Raw genomic sequence first — 18,762 nt, forward strand, 5'->3', positions numbered from 1 at the left:
GCCGCCTCCACCTTCCTTCATGATCCACCTGCTCCAACGCTGGCTGCCCCGCGCGCTGCGCCGTCCCACCCCCATCCCGGATGCCCTCTGGCGCCAGACCGTGGCGCACCACCCCTTTCTCGCGGCTCTCGATGGGCCCGAGCTGCAGCGCCTTCGCCTGCTCTGCACGCACTTCCTGATGGAGAAGGAGTTCCACGGCGCCAACGGCCTGGCCGTGACGGACACCATGGCGCTGGCCATCGCGGCGCAAGCCTGCCTGCCGCTGCTCCACATGCATGGCGTGTCAGGCGAACCGGTGCGCGACCCACTCAAGCTGCTGGACTGGTATGGCGACTTCGTCGGCATCGTCGTGCAACCCGGTGCCGTGGTGGCGCGGCGCAAGACCACCGACGGCGCGGGCGTGGTACACCACTACGACGAGGTGCTGGCCGGTGAAGCCATGGACCGGGGCCCCCTCATGCTCAGCTGGGAGGACGTGGCCCACGCGGGCGAGCGCGCGCAACACGGACACAACGTGGTGATCCACGAGTTCGTGCACAAGATGGACATGCACGACATGCAGATGGGCGAAGCGCCCGACGGGGCCCCGCCCCTGCCCTCGGGCTTCCTGGGCGCGCGCCAGCGCAGCGAAGCGCGCGCGATCTGGCAACGCACCATGCAGGACAGCTTCGAACGTTTCCGCGAAGCGGTGGCCATGGCCGAGCGCTTCGGCGGCGAGCCGCCCTGGCTGGACGACTACGCCGCGCAGGACGCGGCCGAGTTCTTCGCCGTGACCTGCGAGGCCTACTTCGTCAACCGGCCACGCTTCGAGACCGAGTTCCCCGAACTGATGCCGCTGTACGACGGCTTCTTCCGCCCGGGGCGTTGACGCTCAGCGCTTGAGCAGCGCCTTCAGCACGTTCTGCAGACGGCGCTCCGCCGTCGAATCGAAGCTCGAGCCCAGCACGGCGGCCACATCCTCCGCCCAGGTGTCGGCCGGTGCGGCGGCGTGGCGGCGCGTGAGCAGTTGCAGCTGCAGCATGCGGCGCTCGCTCAGGTGCTCGGCCGGCGTCGGCACCTCGGCGGCCATTTCCAGGCGCAGCAAGGTTTCACCCGGCAAGGGCGCCGCCGGCTTGGACACCGCCGACGCCCACGCGCCGCGCTGAGCCGTGCTCACTCGCGGGCCCAGGGCCTGCGCGGTGGGAAGCTGTTCGGCATCGCGCTGCTGCCAAGCCGTCATGAGCTGCGTGAGCACCTCGCCGTGGGCCTGCGCCGCGAGCTTGCGCAGGCTGGACTGAGCCGCCTCGATCGCCTGGCGCTGCGCGCGGAACGCCGCATCGCCCAGCCGGGGGCCACGCGGCTCGCGCTCTTCACGCCAGGACGGTGCACCCGGTCCACGGGCATCGCGTCCACCGCGCGCATCGGGGCGACCCGGTGCACCATCGCGCCGCCCCTCCGGGCGATCGCCGCGGCGGCCATCGCGGCCGGCCGGCTCGGCCTTCTTCATCCCGGGTCGGTCGTCGCCCCGCACCGCCACCAGCTTCTTCGGCGGCGCGGCGGGTTTGGCAGGTGCCGTCGGCACCGAGGCCTCGGCCTCCTCGGTGGCGGCGGCCTCGTCCACGGCATCGGCAGGCGCCGCTTCGGCACTGGCTGCGGCTGGCTCGACGGATGCCGGCGCCACAGGTGCTGGCGCAGGCGCGGGGGCCTGGCCCGCCAGGGCCGCTTCCAGCTCGTTCATGGCCGCGCGGATGCGCTGCGCGTCGCCACTGGCGCTCGCCGCTTCCAGCGCGCGCGAGGCGTCAAGCACGCGCTGGTCGTGCGCGTTCAGGGCCGTGGCAGCCTTCTCGCGCTCGCTGCTCTTGCGGGCGAATGCTTCGTCGATCGGCTGGCGGAAGGCTTCCCACAGTTTCTGTTCGTGCTTGCGCTCCAGCGGCACGGCATGGGCTTCGGCCTGCCAACGTTGCTGCAGGGCCTTGACCGCATCGATGCGCAGCATGGGCGCTGCGCCCAGCGCGATGGCTTCCTCGATCAGCGCCTTGCGCCGCGCGGTGCTCTCGGCCTGCGCCGTCTCCAGGCGCTCATGCGCCTTGTGCATGGCGTCTTTCCAGACCGGCTGGATGTCGGCAAACGCCTTCTCGCTCAGGTGGCCAGCTTCGCGCCAGCGCTCGGAGAATGCATGCAGTTCACGCACCTGGGCTTTCCAGTCGCTGCTGTCGGCGTGCGCCAGCGTCCAGGCCTTGAGTTCTTCGATGATGGCCAGGCGCTGCGCCTTGTGCGCCTCGCTCTGCTGGCGCACCTGCGCCAGCCAGCTCTCGACCACCTTGTGCGCCTCGGTGCAGGCCTCGTCGAAGCGCTTCCACAGCGCATGGTTGGGTTGGCCGCCCTGGTCGGTGGTCTTCCACTGGTCGCGCAGGCTGCGCAGGGTTTCCTGCATCTTGCGCCCGCCCAGGCGCTGGCCCTCGGGAGCTTGCAGCAAGGCCTCTGCCTTGGCCACGAGTTCTTCGCGCAGCTGGTCGGCGCGCCAGCGTTGCCAGCCTTCGAGTTCACCGGCCTGCCCCAAAGCCGCCTGGGCGCGCGCATCGAGCGCGGCTGGGACCAGCCGGCCATGGCTCTTGAGCAGGCCGCGAACGTCGGCTGCCGCCTTGGGCGTGGCCTTGCCGTGCCCTTCGGCGAGCTCGCGCTCGAGCACGCTCAGCGCCTGTTCGAGTTCGGCCACCACGCGGGCGCGTTTCTCCTGCTGGGCCTGCGTGTCCTGCGGTGCCTTTTCGGCCGGGGCGCTCACGTCCTGGCCCCGCGCGGCGCGCAGCTCGTCGGCCCACACGGGCACGGCGGGCAATGGCGCCTGGGGGTTGGCATCGGCCGCCACGGTCTGGCTCAGAGCGGCCTCGAAAGCGTCCCACACCAGTTGCAGCTGCTGGCGCGAGGCGTCGAGCATGGGCGGGAACTTCACGTCCACGCTGGGCCATTGGGGATCTTGCGCCAGGGCGCCTGCCTGCTGCTGCCACTGCGCCACATCGGTGCGCAGCGTCTCGGCGATCTGCTGGGCGTCGCGCCAGGGCTTGGTGGACAGCACCTCGATGCGCTGCGCGATCAGCACGGCGGCCTCGCGTTCGACCTGCACCCGGTGCTGCAGGTCTTCGATGGCCTTCACGCGCTCAGCCAACGCCTGGCGCAAGGTGGCCAGCGGCTCGCGCGACAGCGGTGCACCTGCGCGTGCCGCATCGCGTTGCCAGGCCAGTGCGTCGGCCAGGTTCAGGCGCGGCTGGTCGATCAGACCCTGGGCCTTCTGCGCCCACTCCACCGACATCTGTTCCTGCGACTTCTGGCGCTTGAGTTCGTCGAGCTTTTCCTTCAAGGGCTTGGCGGCTCCGCGGTCGCGGTGCGAGAGCTCCTTGAACACTTCGTTCATCTGCTCGAGCGCGGGGCCGGTGGCCAGCCAGTCGCGGATGCGCGCGGCGCGCTCACCCGACGTCGGCGCGGAGAACGCGCCACCGGTGACGGCATCCAGGGGGTGGGCGGCGTTGGGGCTGGCCGGCTTGGGGGAGGTGGGCGTGTTCACGGCAGACTCGGAAGCGTTGGACGAAGACGGGGCTTTGCGCAGGGAAAACAGCGACATGAAGTGGGGGGCTCAATCGATTCGGTTGTCGGCACCACGACGGCGCGACCAAGGCGTATTGTCGCCGCAGTTGGCGCGTGCCCGCCCTGCCCGGCGCGCGCACGCGGGATGCTCAGCGCGGCGCCAGCTTGAGTTCGGCCTGCGGGCGCCACTTCTCACCCTGGCGGCCCAGTTGGGGCGCGCCCAGGAACATGCGGTCTTCCGGCAACTGCCGGCCTGCAAGGTAGTCCTTGACGACCACGCCGCGCGCCACCGCGAGTTCGCGGATGGCATCCGACGTGACCGGGATGGACGCCTGCAGCAGGGCTTCCATCTCAGCCGGCGGGATGTCCTTGGCCAGGCCGACCAGGTTGCGGGGTTTCGGGATGTCGGTCCGCCGGTACACCTCCTTGAGCAAGGCAGGGTATTCGGCGGGCGTCACCGCAGGCGTGTCGCTGATGGCCGCGCCATCGCGCGCCAGCTGGCGGCGTTTCTCGGCCAGCACGCGCTCGTCCAGCCGGGCACGCTGGTAGCCGCTGCGCTCGGCCTCCAGATCGCCATGCCCCACCACGGTGATCTGCAGGGTCGGCCGGTCGGCCAAGGCCTTGGCCACGGCGTCCAGCCGCTGCCGGGCCTCACCGTCCAGCGCCTTGCTGCCCGGTGTGAAGACCACCTGGCTCATTTCCTCCCCGCCCCCGCCGAAGGCCCCGGCGATCAGGGAGAACGGTGAGGTGATGGCCTTGCCGATCAGGTTGAAGATAAGCCGGAAGATGAGGGGCGCCAGCTTGAACTGCGGGTCGTTGAGCGAGCCGCTGACCGGCAGGTTGATGTCGATCACCCCGTTGCGGTCGGCCAGCAAGGCCACGGCCAGCTTCACCGGCAGGTTGGGCGCCTCGCTCCCGGCCACGCGGTCGCCGAAACTGAGCTGGTTGAGGATGATCTGGTTGCTGGCCGTCAGCTGGCCGTTGGGCTCGATCTTGTAGGCCACGTCCATGCTGAGCTTGCCGCGCTCGATGCCATAACCGGCGTACTTCACGGTGTAAGGCGAGAGCGGCGGCAACTCCAGATTGCGCACCAGTGCGCGGATGTCGAGTGCCAGCGGCTGGGCCAGCGGGTTGAGCTTGCCGTCGATCTCCAGCGCCGCCGTGCCCTCGGCGCGCCCGCGCAATGTCAGGTCGGCCATCTGTGGCGCGCCGCCCGGCGGCACGCTGGCGAAAGCGCTCAGGCTGCCGGTGAGTTCACTGAGGTTGGCGGAATAGTTGGGCTTGATGAAACGGTCGGAGAACAACACACGGCCATTGACCAGGCTGATCGGTCCGAAACGGATGTCCGGGTCGGGCACGGCGCTCGCGTTGGCAGGAGGCGGCGGTGGCGGAGCGGTGGCCGCCGGGGCGGCGGCGCCCGGGGGCGCGGGCGCTGCCTCATCGTGCTTCACGAGGCCTTGCAGGTTGATGCGCCCCGCCTCGTCGATGATCACGCGGGCAAAGTAGTCGCTGAGCACAGTCTCCTGCACCGCCACCCGGGTGACCTGGCCAGGCGCCATGGCAAGCCGCAGACCCCGCACCTGCAGGGACTTCCAAGCCAACAGCTCTTCGGCGGGCGACAGCGTGTTGGCGGCGAAATCGTCCAGCCCCACGTTGCCGGCGACCGTCAACCGCAAACCCGCCGGGGGCAATGCCGCCTCGACCGTGCCACGGTAGCTGGTGTCCGCGCGCAGCAGGTCCAGGTTCAGGCGGTCGCCGAAATAAGGCTCCAGGGCATGCAGCGGCAGCTTGTCCGCTTGCACCTTCAGCTGGGTGCGCAGGCTCTCGGCGTCGCGCTCGCCCTTGCCGGGCAGGCGCAGCGAGCCGTCGAGGGCGAGCCGGCCAGGCTCGGCGCGGTTGCCTCGCGCCGCACCCATGCGCAGCTGCAGCGAGACCGGCATGTCGGGCTGGCTGCGGGCCATGGGCTGCAGGTTCTTGACCTGCATCTTGATCTGACTGAGGTCGAGCCTGACCGGGCGCGCCAGCGCGAGGTCTTCGAGCGCGACGGTGCCCGCATCGATCTGCACGTCGGCCAGCGTCAGCTGCCACGGGGAAGGCTCGGCCGGTTTCGACGGGGGTGCTGCTGCAGCGGGCGCATCCGATGCCTTCATCCAGCCGTCCCCCATCCAACGCCCCGCCTTGTCGCGCTGCGCGCGCACCTGTGGCCGATCAAGCACGACCTTGCCCACGGCCACGGTGCTGCGGGCCAGATCCACGCGCGCGTCCTGCACCTGGAGGCGGCGCAGGCTGGCCTGTGGCTGGCGGGCCGTCCCCAGGCGCACCTCGCTCAGCTCGAGCCGCGATGCGCTGAGCAGGAGTCCCATGGGCTGATCGGCCTTGGCCGCCCGCCAGGCCACATCGAAGTCGGCGGCGAGCTGCCCGTCGAGTTCGTGCGTCAGCACGCCGGCGGCGTACGGCGCGAACGTCGACAAGGGCAGTTCGCCCAACGAGACCCGCGCGTTGGCCTCGGCGTCGGTGGCCGTGCCCTTGAGCGACAGCGGCGTCTGGCCCAGGCGCGCGGACACCTCGAAGGGCACCGGCGCCTGCATCGGCCAACTCAGCGCCTGGGCCTGCACGCTCAAGGCCTCCAGCGCCAGTTGGGCGGCCGGCCGGGTGCCGGCATCGCGCCATCGCACGGTCCCGCCGTCCAGGTTCAGGCGCGCCACGCTCACTTTCCACGGCGAAGCGGGCGCAGGGGTGGGAGGAGACGCGGCATTTCTGGACTGGTCGGCCCAGGATTGCGCCACACGTTGCAAGTTGAGCAGCCCAGCCGCGTCGCGCGAGATCGACACCGTGGGCGACTTCCAGTCGATGGCGGCCAGATCCACCTGCCCCGCCAGCGGCTCCACGCGATTGAGTGTCACGCCCAGGCGTTCCCAGGCCAGCAGTTCGGCCGTGGTGGACGGTCCTGTCCGCTCGACCACCCGCAGATCCGAAAGGGCCGCCGTGCCAGAGAGGGAGAGGCGCGGCGCGTCCTGCTGTTCGAACGCCAGCTTGAGCGCGAGTTGGAGCACGCCGGCTTCGGGCTTGACGGGCCAAGTCGCCGGCCAGTAGGGCAGGTAAGGCGCGAGATCCAGGGTGGGAATGTCCACGCTGGCATCGGTGTCCCGGGTCTGGGCAAACGGCGTGGTGCTGGCGCTCGAATCGAAAGCGCTCCCATTGAGCACGAAAGCCAGCTTGGGCTGGGTCACCACATCCCGTCGGGACGGCAGGTTGCTCAGGAAGGGCACGCCCACCGACAAGCCGCTCAGCTGGTGCGTGACGCCCACGCTGTCGTCGAGGAAAGTCAGTTCCCCCCCCGACAGGTTGATGTTGAACAGGGCGAACTGCGCTGGGTCGGACGGGGGCTCATCGTCTTTCGGGCGCAAGCGCTGCAGCACGTCGTCCACGTCGTACCGGCCTTCGCCCAGGTGGCGCAGCTTCAGCTTGGGATGCTCCAGCACGAGGGCGTCGAGCACTGGCGCGAGCCGAAACAGCGACTGCAGTTCGGCGTTGGCGTAGAGGCGATCCAGCGTGAACTGCTCGCCCTCGCCTGTGGCGTCGGCCACGCGCAAGCCCTCGATGGCCACTTCCAGGGACCACGGCCGGAAATCAACTTGTTCCACCGTCACCTGGCGTCCCAGCGCGGCCGAGGCCTGCTTGGCCAATTGCCATTTCAGCAAGGGCGGCATGCCCAGCCAGGTCACCAGCCAGAGCAGAAGGAGCCCCAGCAGGCCCAGCATCAGGCGCCGAGCCCACCGACCTTGAGACCACTGGGAAAAAAAGCTGTTCATTCGTGCGTTCGCTTGCCAACGGATCCACGAGTGTCGTCGAACTGAGGGGGTGCGGCAGCGCACACCTATATAGAGTCCCCCAGAAACAAGAAACCCCGGCAAGCAGGGCCTGCCGGGGTTGACGGCGGGCTAGATGCTCATGCCGTCGGTTTTGGCGGAGGGAGTTGGATGTCTCTCCAGCCTGGAAGCAACAGATTGCTCCCGTTGGAAACTGACTTGCGGTTCGCCGCGTCGTCAGCTGATGCCAGTCTTCAGACAGGCCACTGCAGGTTACTCCCCTTGCCGCCCCGGATCAAGGCCGCATGACCTGTTCTTCATGCAGATTTTCAATCGCGCCTGAAACGACCATTTGACGACCCCAAAATCACGTTTTGGAACATGAAAGGTGGTCACTGCCCGACAAACGGTCATCGAACCGACAGCCATCCGCGGGCCTTGCAGGCTCAAGGCTTTCCGCTAGCAAAGCCCTTTTGCTTACGTTTGCTCACACTTGTTTATATCCAAAAGTAGGCTTAAAACGATTCATAAACATTGACTCGATATTAATAAGCCCATAGGATGCGCCAGCTTTGCCCACCGAAGGGTAAACCCGAACCGCTGCCACCCAGGCTAACTCGACCGCTCCACCCTCTGGGTCGGGCCGTCGATGGCGACCAATCCAGTCGGCCCAGCTCCCACGAGCGAGACCGGCGCAGAAAGGAGCGATGACATGACCGCGCAAGACGCAACGCCACCCAAGAGCACCTCAGGTGCCGTGGCATCCTTCAAAACCGCTGTTGGCGACGCCTACCAGGGCTTCTTCGACATCACCCACAACAGCCTGGCCCTGCTGGGCACCCTGGCGGCCGTGGCACTGATCACCCTGAGTGCTCGCGCCGACCTGCGTGCCAGCGCCGAGGAGCAATTGCTGGGCTGGCTGCTGGAACGCCAGGAAGCTGCCAGCGTGGATGCGGTGTACGCCGCCGAGCCCAGCGCGGTCGACCGCGTGACCGCCGCTCAACCCGGCGATCTGCCCAAGCAGCAGGCCAATGTGACCTATTGGCTCAGCCGCAAGTACCGCGTGGCGCCTGAGCCCCTGAGCGCGCTGGTGGCGGAGGCCTTCGAGGTCGGCGAGAAAGCCAAACTCGATCCCACGCTCATCCTGGCCGTGATGGCGATCGAGTCCCGCTTCAACCCGTTTGCGCAGAGCCCGGTGGGCGCGCAGGGCCTAATGCAGGTGCTGACCCGCGTTCATACCGACAAGTACAACGACTTCGGCGGGCAGCTGGCCGCGTTCGATCCGGTGTCCAACCTTCGTGTGGGCGCGCGCGTGCTGCAGGACGCGGTCAAGCGCGCCGGCTCGGTCGAGGGTGGTTTGCGCCTGTACGTCGGCGCGGTGACCACGGACGGCAACTGGTACATCGACAAGGTGATGGCCGAACACATGCGCATCCAGAGCGTGGCGCTGGGCAAGCCGATGCAGCGCTATGTGCCGCAAGCGCGCCCGACCACGGTGGTGGCCCCCGCTGCCCCGGCCCCGGTGGCCGCCCCGGCAGCCGAAATCGAGGCCGAGGGCCCGGCCGCGCCGAACGCCCTTCCCCCTGGCGCGCCGCTCACCCGTTCCTGACCTCGCCAACCGGCCTCTCGGCCTCGGCTAAACTAGCCGGGTACGCAACTGGCGATAGGCGCGCACCCCGACACATCTCTGTCGGCGGCTGCCGCTGACGTGGCCCCCCTGCCCGATCTGTGATCGTCTTCAGGGACAACCACTGGGAAGCGTGCCGCCCGGCCTCAAGGGGTGCGGGTGTTCAGCCGTTCGCCTGGGCAGCCCTTGTCACCGCGCAAGGTTCCACGTCTTGAAGGACTGCCATGTACGACCGCAACATCCTCATCCAGCAAACCGACCCCGAGCTGTTTGCCGCCATCCAGGCCGAGAACGCCCGCCAGGAACACCACATCGAGCTGATCGCCAGCGAGAACTACGCCTCGCCGGCCGTGATGGCCGCACAAGGCACGCAGCTCACCAACAAGTACGCCGAAGGCTATCCCGGCAAGCGCTACTACGGTGGCTGCGAGTACGTGGACGTGGCCGAGCAGCTCGCGCTCGACCGCGTCAAGCAGCTTTTCGGCGCCGAAGCCGCCAACGTGCAGCCGCACTGCGGCGCCTCCGCCAATGAAGCCGTCTTCCTGGCCTTCCTCAAGCCCGGCGATACCATCATGGGCATGAGCCTGGCCGAAGGCGGCCACCTCACCCACGGCATGGCGCTCAACATGAGCGGCAAGTGGTTCAATGTGGTTTCCTACGGTCTCAACGACAAGGAAGAGATCGACTACGACGCCATGGAGCGCAAGGCGCACGAGACCAAGCCCAAGCTGATCATCGCGGGCGCCTCGGCGTACAGCCTGCGCATCGACTTCGAGCGATTCGCCAAGGTGGCCAAGGACGTCGGTGCCATCTTCATGGTGGACATGGCCCACTACGCTGGCCTGATCGCCGCCGGCGTCTACCCCAACCCGGTGCCTCATGCCGACGTGGTGACCTCCACCACCCACAAGAGCCTGCGCGGTCCTCGTGGCGGCATCATCCTGATGAAGGCCCAACACGAAAAGGCCCTCAACAGCGCGATCTTCCCAGGCCTGCAGGGTGGCCCGCTGATGCACGTGATCGCGGCCAAGGCCGTTGCTTTCAAGGAAGCGCTTTCACCCGAATTCACCGCTTACCAGCAGCAAGTGCTGACAAATGCCAGCATCGTTGCGGAAACGCTGACTTCGCGCGGCCTGCGCATCGTCAGCGGCCGCACCGAGAGCCACGTGATGCTGGTCGATCTGCGCGCCAAGGGCATCACCGGCAAAGAAGCCGAAGCGGTGCTGGGCAGCGCGCACATGACGATCAACAAGAACGCCATCCCCAACGACCCGGAAAAGCCCATGGTCACCAGCGGCGTGCGCATCGGCACGCCGGCGATGACCACTCGGGGCTTCAAGGACGATGAAGCGCGGCTGACCGCCAACCTGATTGCCGACGTGCTCGACAATCCACGCGACCCGGCCAACATCGACGCCGTGCGCGCCAAGGTCAATGCCCTGACCGCCCGCTTCCCGGTCTACAAGTGATGTTCCCAGGCCGTACAACGGGAGTGCCCTCCGCATGAAATGCCCGTTCTGCGGCCATCTTGAAACCCAGGTGGTCGAAACCCGCGTCTCGGAAGACGCGGACTTCATCCGCCGCCGCCGCCAGTGTGGCCACTGCGAGAAGCGGTTCACCACCTACGAACGGCCGGAAGTGAGCTTCCCGGCTGTCGTGAAGAAGGATGGCCGCCGGGTGGACTACGTGCCGGCCAAGCTGCGGGCTTCGTTCGCGCTGGCCCTGCGCAAGCGGCCCGTCAGCACCGAGCAGGTCGACGCGGCCATTGAGCGCATCGAGGAAAAGCTGCTGAACCTGGGTGCCCGGGAAGTGCCCGCCGCCCGGCTGGGCGAGATGGTGATGCGGGAACTGAAGAAGCTCGACAAAGTGGCCTACATCCGGTTCGCCAGCGTGTACCGGAGCTTTGAAGACATCGACGAATTCAGGGCCTTGGTGGACGAAGTCCGGCGCTGAAAGTGCCCGATCTCACGGGTCAGAAATACCCCCGTTCCGCCCGTCGGGCCATTCACTAGCCCGGTCGGCCCAGCCCGGACTCTGCGACTTCCATCGATAGAGTAAGCATATGTACATTGCTGCGGCGCCCCAGAGAGCCACGCCTGTCCCCCTGTGGGCAGAACGCGGCTTCACGATCATCGAGTTGATGGTCGTGGTCGCGCTCGTCGCCATTCTGGCGGGCCTTGCAGCACCCAGCTTCACTGACATGTTTCGCCGATTCCGGGTGGACTCGGTGCGGGAAACGTTCACCTCTTCCGTGACCCTCGCCCGCGAAGAGGCCATCCGGATGGGAACACCCATGGTCATCCGCCGCACCACGGGTTGCGGCCTCGCCCTGGCGAACAACCAGGACTGGAGCTGCGGCTGGCGGGTGTTCGCCGACCTGGACGGCAACAACACCATGAATAACGCGGAAGCCGCCACGCAGGAGGTGTCCTTGACCCCCAACGTCACGGTTCGAAAAGGCAACAGCACCAACCCCGAATTCATCGTGATCAACCGCTTCGGCCAAGTCACGCAGGTGGATCAGCGGTTCGAGGTTTTCCCGACGGGCATGGCGGCGGCCAATGGCCAGTTGATCTGCTTCACGGCGGGCACCCGCCTGCGCACGGTCAAGAACGCCTCCACCTGCCCCTGACGACGTCCGAACCATGCAATTCGCACGATGAACAACAAGGCATCCTCCCAACGTGGCGTCAGCCTGATTGAGGCCCTGGTCGCTCTGCTGGTGCTCGCCCTGGGCATTATGGGCATGGCCGGCATCCAGACCCGAACGCTGGTCGAGTCCCGCACCACGAACTCCCGCGCCATCGCTCTGCAGATGGCAGATGATCTCCTGGACCGCATGCAGGCCAACTCACCCATCCGGATCAATCCGCCCGCCGCTAGCCCGTATCTGGCCGCCTGGGGTGCCGTGGCGGCGGCGCCAGTCAACTGCTTCAATGCCGCCTGCAATGGCGCGCAGTTGGCGGCATTCGACCTTGTGCAGTGGAAAGCCTCCCTGGCCCGCGTGCTACCCGGTGGCGATGCCCGGGTGTTCCAGTCCAACACCGACAACGCGCAATTTGGCGTCCTGATCGGCTGGAACGAAACCCAGGCGAAAAACCAGGCAGAAGCCACCGGCGCCCAGGCTACGCTGTTCACCGATGCCATTGCCATCCGCGATGCCGCCAATGCGGTAGGCACGGGCGTGGCAGGTGTCGCCTGCCCTGCGGGACTCATCTGCCACCTGGTTTACATCCGGCCATGAGGGAGCACAACATGGCTGTTTCATCACGCCCCCCTTCGCTTCATGGACGCCGTCACCAGTCGGGCGTCAGCCTGATGGAGCTGTTGATCGGCATCAGCATCGGCTTGCTGGTGGTGGTGGCTGCCATCGGCAGCCTTGTATATACACGCACCTCATCTGTCGCGGTGGGCGACAGTTCGCGGCTGCAGCAGGACGCCTCCAACGCTTTCCGGACACTCGGCCACCACATCCGGCAAAGTGGTGCTCGACGCATCGTGAACCCTCTGGCGGGCAACGCCAATGTGGAGTTCAACAGTGCCTACGGTGGCTTTGGCACCAATCCCAATACCAGTTCACCACTGGTGCTGCGAGGTACCGACGGCGCCGACAACGCCCCCGACACGTTGCAAGTGAGCTACGACACCGATCCAGTGCTGCAAAGCATGGATTGCCTGGGAGCCCCGACGCTGGTAGCCAACAACATCTCCAGCACTTTCTCTGTGGTCGGAAACGAACTCCGCTGCCTGGGCTCTGGTTCTGCCACCCCGTTCGCCCTGCTCCAGGGCATGGAAGATTTCCAGATCCAGTATGGCGTCAGGACCGGCGACAACCTGCAGTACCGGACAGCCACAGCCATCGCTGCGTTGGTTCCCGCACCTTGGGACCAAGTGGAAACCGTGCAGGTGTGTCTTCGCCTCGTGGGTGAAATGAGCAACAACCCCGGTGCCGACATCACGGGCTGCAATGGAGAGAACGTCGCGAACGATGGGCGCATCCGCCGTGTCTTCTTTCGCATCTTCAAGATCCGCAATCAAGGCCTATGAAACACCATTCGTCTCCCTTGCGGAAGCACTCTCAGCAAGGCATCTCGCTCATCGTGGTGATGGTGATGCTGCTGCTCGGAACCATCGTGGTGTTGAGCAGCACGCGCCTGGGTTGGCTCAATGAGCGCCTGGTGGGTGGCGAGAGCGACTACCAGCGGGCATTCGCTGCCGCAGAGGCACTTGTTCGCGATGCAGAGCGCGACATCCGCGGCTTGCGGATCGACAACGTCACCCCATGCAACGCCACAGCAGGCTATGTCGGGTGCCGCAACTTCCTGGGTAACCAGCCGTTTTTCCCCCAGGAAGACGACGACCTGGACCTGCTGCAGACGCGCGTCGCCGGCGGCACCAACGGGTGCCTTCAGGGCATCTGCCTCCCGGCAACGGTGACGACCCTGACCGCAGTCAACTGGACCACCAACCTGGCCGCCATGACCGCCGCAGTTGGCACTGCGTCAGTGGCCGCACGATACGGAGAATTCACGGGCCTCAATCCGGCCGCCGCCGGCAACCCCTTGCTGTCGTGGTCGCGTCCCGGTGTGGCTCCGGTCGTCGCGCCCCGTGCCTGGTACTGGGTGGAGGTGTTCCGGTACACCGACGCAGGTGGCATCGTCGCTGCGGCAGGCAACGTGCCCATTCCGGACAGGAAGCACCCTTATGTGTACCGCATCACGGCGTTCGTCCAAGGCATGAAGCCCGGCACGCGGGTCTGGCTGCGCTCGATCTTCGTGCCTCGGCCGCAGAACCAGAACATTTGATTTTCAGCGAGATCACCATGAAGCTGCATCCCCGATCCTGGCTTCCCTGCGCTGGCCTGGCGCTCGCATCGTTGCACGGCCCACTGGGCGCCGCCCAGCTCAACCTGGCGCAATCCCCACCTGGCGCGGGCCGGGAGCCTTCACCCAACATCATCGTGTCGGTCGACGACTCCGGCAGCATGGGCGCGACGGGGATCGCGACCCTGAAATCTGCCTTGCAGCAGACCTTTGCGGAAACCAACGTGCCGGACGACCGGATCCGCCTGGCATGGCAGTCCATGAACCGCTGCCGCGGCATTCCCAGCAACAGCACGGCGTGTGGCAGCCTGAACGGCATGCGCCCACTCCTGGGCACACACCGCACCAACTTCATGACCTGGGTGAACACGCTGACACCCAACAACGGCACGCCCTCCCACCTCATGATCGACGAGGCGGGCAAATACCTGAGCCGAACCGATCTCGGCATCAACAGCCCGTGGGCGGCCAATCCCGGGACGCAGGAAACACCACTGCTGTCATGCCGGAAATCGTTTCACATCTTCATGACCGATGGTGGCTGGAACAGCGCCGAGGCGAGCAACACGAACAACCACGTGGACACCTCGGGGCCGGACTACGTGCGCATCACGCGCGGTGGCAACGCTGACGGCACCGCCCTCACACTGCCGGACGGCACAGCGTACTCCATCACCTCGGATCAGACGCGGCTCTACAGGGACAACTGGGGCCACACAAACCTGAGTGCGCTGTCGGACCTGGCCTTCTACTACTGGTCCCGTGACCTGCAGCCGGGGCTCACCAACAACGTGAGAAAGAGCCCCAAGGATCAGCTCCCCGCCGAGAACTTTGGCACCACGGCCAACCCCGCTTCGCTCGAGTCTTACTGGAACCCGCGCAACAACCCGGCCACCTGGCAGCACATGGTGAACTACACCATCGGCTTCAATGACGCGGCCACCTGGACGGGCGCCCCCACCTTCAGCGGCGACACCTTCGCTGGCCTGGCTCCACTGATCCGCGGTACCACCAACTGGCCATCGCCGTTCTGCGGCACAGGCAGCAACTCGGCCTGCGACGGCAGCTCCGGCTACAACGCGCGCGAGAACGAACGGAAAGTGGAACTCTGGCACGCCGCCCTCAACAGCCGCGGCCGCTTCGTGCCCGCCCCCAATGCCGCGGCACTGGTCTCCGCCTTTCAAGGCATTCTGGACGACATCCTGACGCAGACGGCCAACCCGATGGTCAGCATCGCCAGCAGTTCCAGCCGTTTGCGCACGGATGGTTTTGCCTATGTCGCGGGGTTCAATTCCGAGCGATGGAGCGGTGACCTGGGGGCCTACACCATTGCCGCAGGCACCAACGTGGTCAGTTCGACGCCCACCTGGACCGCCGCCAGCCAGCTCGACGCAGCCTCCTTCAGCGTCACGAACCGACTGGTGCTGACCACCCGCAGCGACACCCTCGTGGGTACCCCATTCCTTTTCGCCAACCTTTCGGATGCCCAGAAAACCGCGATCCAAGGCGTCGACAGCGCTACCGTGGGGACGAATCGGGTGAACTACCTGCGGGGTGATCGCACGCAAGAGGTGCAGAACGGCGGTTCCCTGCGGCGGCGCGATTCTCGCCTGGGCGACATCGTCAACTCCAACATCTGGCACACGGGCCGGCCCTTGCGCATGTCCTTCGAGCACACGGGTCACGCAGCCTTCCGCTCCACGTACGCCAGCCGCACGGCCGTGCTGTACGTGGGCGCCAACGACGGCATGCTGCACGCGTTCAACGCCGCGACCGGCCAGGAGCTCATGGCGTATGTGCCCCTGGGGGTCTATGCCAACCTGCGCAACTACACCCTCACAAACTACGGCCACAGGTTCTTTGTCGATGGACACCCCTTCACAGGAGATGTGGACACCAGCGGCAGCGGCACTGGCAACGGCGCCACGCCCACCTGGAAGACCATGCTGATTGGGGGCCTGGCCGGCGGCGGCAAGGGCTACTTCGTGCTGGACGTGACCAACCCCGTGGCGTTCGCGAGCAACCCATCCACGTTCACGGCGACAGGCGTGGTGATGGACAAGACGGATGGCACCGACGCCGATGTGGGCCACATCTACGCCGTCCCCGTGGTGGACCCGGTCACAGGCGCGCGCTCCGAGCAAATCGTCAAACTCAACAATGGCCGCTGGGCGGCCGTCATGGGCAACGGGGTCAACAGCAGCAACGAACGCCCCGTGCTGTTAATCCAGTACCTGGATGGCAGCAAAGAGCTGCTGAAAATCGTCGCGAACTCCACCACCGCCCAATCCAACGGACTGTCCGCTCCCCGACTGGTGGATGTCAACGGCGATGGCAAGATGGACGTGGCCTATGCGGGCGACCTGCAAGGCAACCTCTGGAAGTTCAATCTGACCCACACCACCGATTCACAGTGGGGCGTGAGCAACTGGTCAGGGGGCACCACGACCTGCAAGAACGCAACCAACTGCACCCCCCTCTATGTAGCGCAGGACGCTTCGTCCACGCGGCAGCCCATCAGCGCCGCTCCCCTGTGGATCGCACATCCTCTGGGCGGCGTGCAAGTGCTGTTCGGCACGGGCCGGAACATGCAGGACGCGGACCGAACCAACACCAGCGTCCAGACCATCTATTCCCTCTGGGACAAGAGTACCTACACGTTCCCCGGCGGCGTGCTGACCGCCGTGGACGGCGGCAACATCACGACGGGCCGCTCGGCACTGGTGCAGCAAACGGTGGTGGGCGCTGTAACGAGCACGGCCAGCGGCGCCGAGGTGGCCACGGACTACTACAACACGTCCGAGAACACCATCGCTTACTCCCGGGCCGACAACACCGCCAAACGCGGTTGGTACCTTGACCTTCCTGCCTCCCGCGAAAGGGTGCTGTCCAACCCTCAGCTTTTCGAAGGCCAGAAGGTGATCATTGGCAGCAACGTGCCGAAAACTGGCGCCTCCGGGGAAACCTGCGATTTCGACACCGTGACCGAAGACAACTGGATCAACGTCTTCAACATGGTCTCGGGCGCGCCTGCAAAAACGCCCGTGTTCTCGACCACCGACACCACCATGAACATGGCCAAGGCCACGCGGACACGGTTCGGCAGCGGCGAGTACATCAGCATCAACAAGTCCGACGGCAACCTGGACCTCATCTCGTTCGTCAACAGCAACAATGGACCTGGTGGCGGTGGCCCTCCCCCCACCTGCAATCCAGCCATCCAGTTGTGCACAGTGAAAAAGACGTTGACGACAGGCACGGTTCCTGGCGCCCGGGCCGACTGGCGAGAAGCCCGATAACCTCCTCAATGAACAAGGGAAACGACTTCATGAAACACGGTCACGCTCGCTCGCGGACATTGGGCTTCACGCTGATCGAGGTGATGATCGTCGTCGGCGTGATCGGCATTCTTTCTGCCATCGCGTTCCCCAGCTACAACCAGTACGTGCAGCGGACACACCGGGCCAACGCGCGAGCCGCACTGCTACAGACAGCCCAGTGGCTGGAACGCGCAGCGACCGCGCAAGGCACCTATCCGGCTGCCGCCGCCATTCCCGCCGGCGTGCTGCAAGTGGAAGGTGGCCGTTACGCGATCACGCTGCCCGTGCTGACCGCCGGGACTTTCACCTTGCGGGCCACACCCAATGGTGCGCAAGCCACCGACCCATGCGCGATCTTCCAGATGACCCACGCCGGCGTGCGAACCCAGGTGGCCACGGCGGCCGTGCCCGCTCCCTTGACGGCGCAGGAGTGCTGGAACCGCTGATAAGCTCGGCGCATGACTGCGCCCGCCTCCAAGCATCCGCTCGATCAAGCCCTGGCCCTCGCTGGACAAGCCACGCGCTCCAGCAACCCCAACCCCCGCGTCGGCTGCGTCATCACCACACCCGATGGCCGTGAAATCGGGGCTGGGCACACCCAGCCCGTGGGCGGCCCCCACGCCGAGGTGATGGCCTTGCGCGATGCACAGGCGCGCGGCGAGTCGGTGGCCGGTGCCACCGTCTACGTCACGCTGGAGCCCTGCTCCCACCACGGACGCACGCCACCCTGCTGCGACGCATTGATCGCTGCGCACGTCGGCAAGGTCGTGGTCTCCACGGGGGATCCGAACCCCCAGGTGTCTGGCCGTGGGATGGACCGCCTGCGCGCGGCCGGCATTCTGGTCGAACTGCTGCCAGACGACCACGATGCCGCCAGAGCGGCTCGCGAACTCAACATCGGATTCTTCAGCCGCATGATCCGTCGCACACCTTGGGTGCGCATGAAGGCCGCTGCGTCGCTTGACGGCATCACCGCGCTGGACAACGGCGCCAGCCAATGGATCACGGGCGAGGCCGCGCGCGCGGACGGCCATGCCTGGCGCGCCCGCGCCTGCGCTGTGCTCACGGGCATCGGCACCGTGCTGGAGGACGATCCCTTGCTGGACGTCCGCCTCGTGGACACCCCTCGCCAACCGCACCTGGTGGTAATCGACAGCCGCCTGCAGACACCACCGGCCGCGCGCCTCTTCCAGACGCCCGCCAACGGCCAGGCACGTCAGATCTGGATCTATCACGCCAGCCGCGACGCCAACAAGGAAGGCGCCTTGCAGCGCTTGGGCGCGACCCTGGTCCACATGCCAGGTGCCAACGGCAAGGTGGATCTGCCGGGCGTGCTTGCCGACCTGGCTCGGCGCGAAGTGAATGAGCTGCATATCGAGGCGGGTCACAAGCTCAATGGCTCGTTCGTGCGCGAAGGATTGGTCGACGAGATGCTGCTCTACTTGGCGCCGCAGCTGCTTGGGCGTGGCGCCAGCCTGGCCGACTTCGGACCGCTGCAGCAGCTGACGGAAGGCCCCCTGCTCCGCTATGTCTCGGTGGAACCGGTGGGCGCCGATCTGCGCATCGTGGCACGGGTGCAAGGCCGTGATGCGTTCCTCCTCCCCCCTGCAAGTTGATCGATCACC

13 protein-coding genes are annotated in these 18,762 nt (G+C 66.6%); 11 read left to right on the forward strand and 2 right to left on the reverse strand.

Features of this window, described 5'->3' with window-relative positions:
- Nucleotides 1-19: 19 nt before the first annotated feature.
- Nucleotides 20-868, forward strand: a complete 849-nt coding sequence (locus tag ACODTB_RS11370) for a M90 family metallopeptidase (protein WP_291112221.1) — start codon at nt 20-22, stop codon at nt 866-868.
- Nucleotides 869-871: 3 nt separating this feature from the next.
- Here the strand turns inward: ACODTB_RS11370 and ACODTB_RS11375 are convergent, their stop codons facing one another.
- Together ACODTB_RS11375 and ACODTB_RS11380 are read right to left on the reverse strand one after the other, a co-directional pair.
- Nucleotides 872-3,595: a DUF349 domain-containing protein gene (locus tag ACODTB_RS11375; protein WP_291112215.1), complete on the reverse strand. Its 2,724-nt coding sequence runs from the start codon at nt 3,593-3,595 to the stop codon at nt 872-874.
- A gap of 112 nt (nt 3,596-3,707) precedes the next feature.
- Complete coding sequence (locus tag ACODTB_RS11380; RefSeq protein WP_488929345.1) at nt 3,708-7,370, reverse strand: DUF748 domain-containing protein; 3,663 nt, start codon at nt 7,368-7,370, stop codon at nt 3,708-3,710.
- 709 nt (nt 7,371-8,079) lie between these two features.
- On the opposite strand from ACODTB_RS11380, the gene ACODTB_RS11385 reads away from it, so the two are divergent.
- From ACODTB_RS11385 to ribD, 10 genes are all read left to right on the forward strand, one after another.
- Complete coding sequence (locus tag ACODTB_RS11385; RefSeq protein WP_291112209.1) at nt 8,080-8,976, forward strand: lytic transglycosylase domain-containing protein; 897 nt, start codon at nt 8,080-8,082, stop codon at nt 8,974-8,976.
- Between the two features lie 242 nt (nt 8,977-9,218).
- Nucleotides 9,219-10,463, forward strand: coding sequence for a serine hydroxymethyltransferase (glyA, locus tag ACODTB_RS11390; RefSeq protein WP_291112206.1), 1,245 nt, complete (start codon nt 9,219-9,221; stop codon nt 10,461-10,463).
- Between the two features lie 34 nt (nt 10,464-10,497).
- Complete coding sequence (gene nrdR, locus ACODTB_RS11395) at nt 10,498-10,947, forward strand: transcriptional regulator NrdR (RefSeq protein WP_291112203.1); 450 nt, start codon at nt 10,498-10,500, stop codon at nt 10,945-10,947.
- 109 nt (nt 10,948-11,056) lie between these two features.
- Nucleotides 11,057-11,626 carry a GspH/FimT family pseudopilin gene (locus ACODTB_RS11400; RefSeq protein WP_488929346.1) on the forward strand — a complete coding sequence of 190 codons (570 nt, stop codon included), beginning with the start codon at nt 11,057-11,059 and terminating at the stop codon, nt 11,624-11,626.
- Nucleotides 11,627-11,653: 27 nt separating this feature from the next.
- On the forward strand, nt 11,654-12,238 hold the full coding sequence (gene pilV / locus ACODTB_RS11405) for a type IV pilus modification protein PilV (protein WP_291112190.1): 585 nt from the start codon (nt 11,654-11,656) through the stop codon (nt 12,236-12,238).
- Between the two features lie 11 nt (nt 12,239-12,249).
- Nucleotides 12,250-13,041, forward strand: coding sequence for a PilW family protein (locus ACODTB_RS11410; RefSeq protein ID WP_291112187.1), 792 nt, complete (start codon nt 12,250-12,252; stop codon nt 13,039-13,041).
- Nucleotides 13,038-13,799, forward strand: a complete 762-nt coding sequence (locus ACODTB_RS11415; RefSeq protein WP_291112184.1) for a pilus assembly PilX family protein — start codon at nt 13,038-13,040, stop codon at nt 13,797-13,799. The genes ACODTB_RS11410 and ACODTB_RS11415 overlap by 4 nt, the downstream gene beginning before the upstream one ends.
- A gap of 155 nt (nt 13,800-13,954) precedes the next feature.
- Complete coding sequence (locus ACODTB_RS11420; RefSeq protein ID WP_488929347.1) at nt 13,955-17,116, forward strand: pilus assembly protein; 3,162 nt, start codon at nt 13,955-13,957, stop codon at nt 17,114-17,116.
- Nucleotides 17,117-17,145: 29 nt separating this feature from the next.
- Nucleotides 17,146-17,583, forward strand: coding sequence for a type IV pilin protein (locus ACODTB_RS11425; protein WP_291112181.1), 438 nt, complete (start codon nt 17,146-17,148; stop codon nt 17,581-17,583).
- Nucleotides 17,584-17,595: 12 nt separating this feature from the next.
- A complete protein-coding gene (gene ribD, locus ACODTB_RS11430; protein ID WP_291112150.1) occupies nt 17,596-18,753 on the forward strand; it encodes a bifunctional diaminohydroxyphosphoribosylaminopyrimidine deaminase/5-amino-6-(5-phosphoribosylamino)uracil reductase RibD in 1,158 nt (385 codons plus the stop codon).
- Nucleotides 18,754-18,762 lie beyond the last annotated feature (9 nt).

This window comes from Hydrogenophaga sp. FG152 (assembly GCF_057809615.1).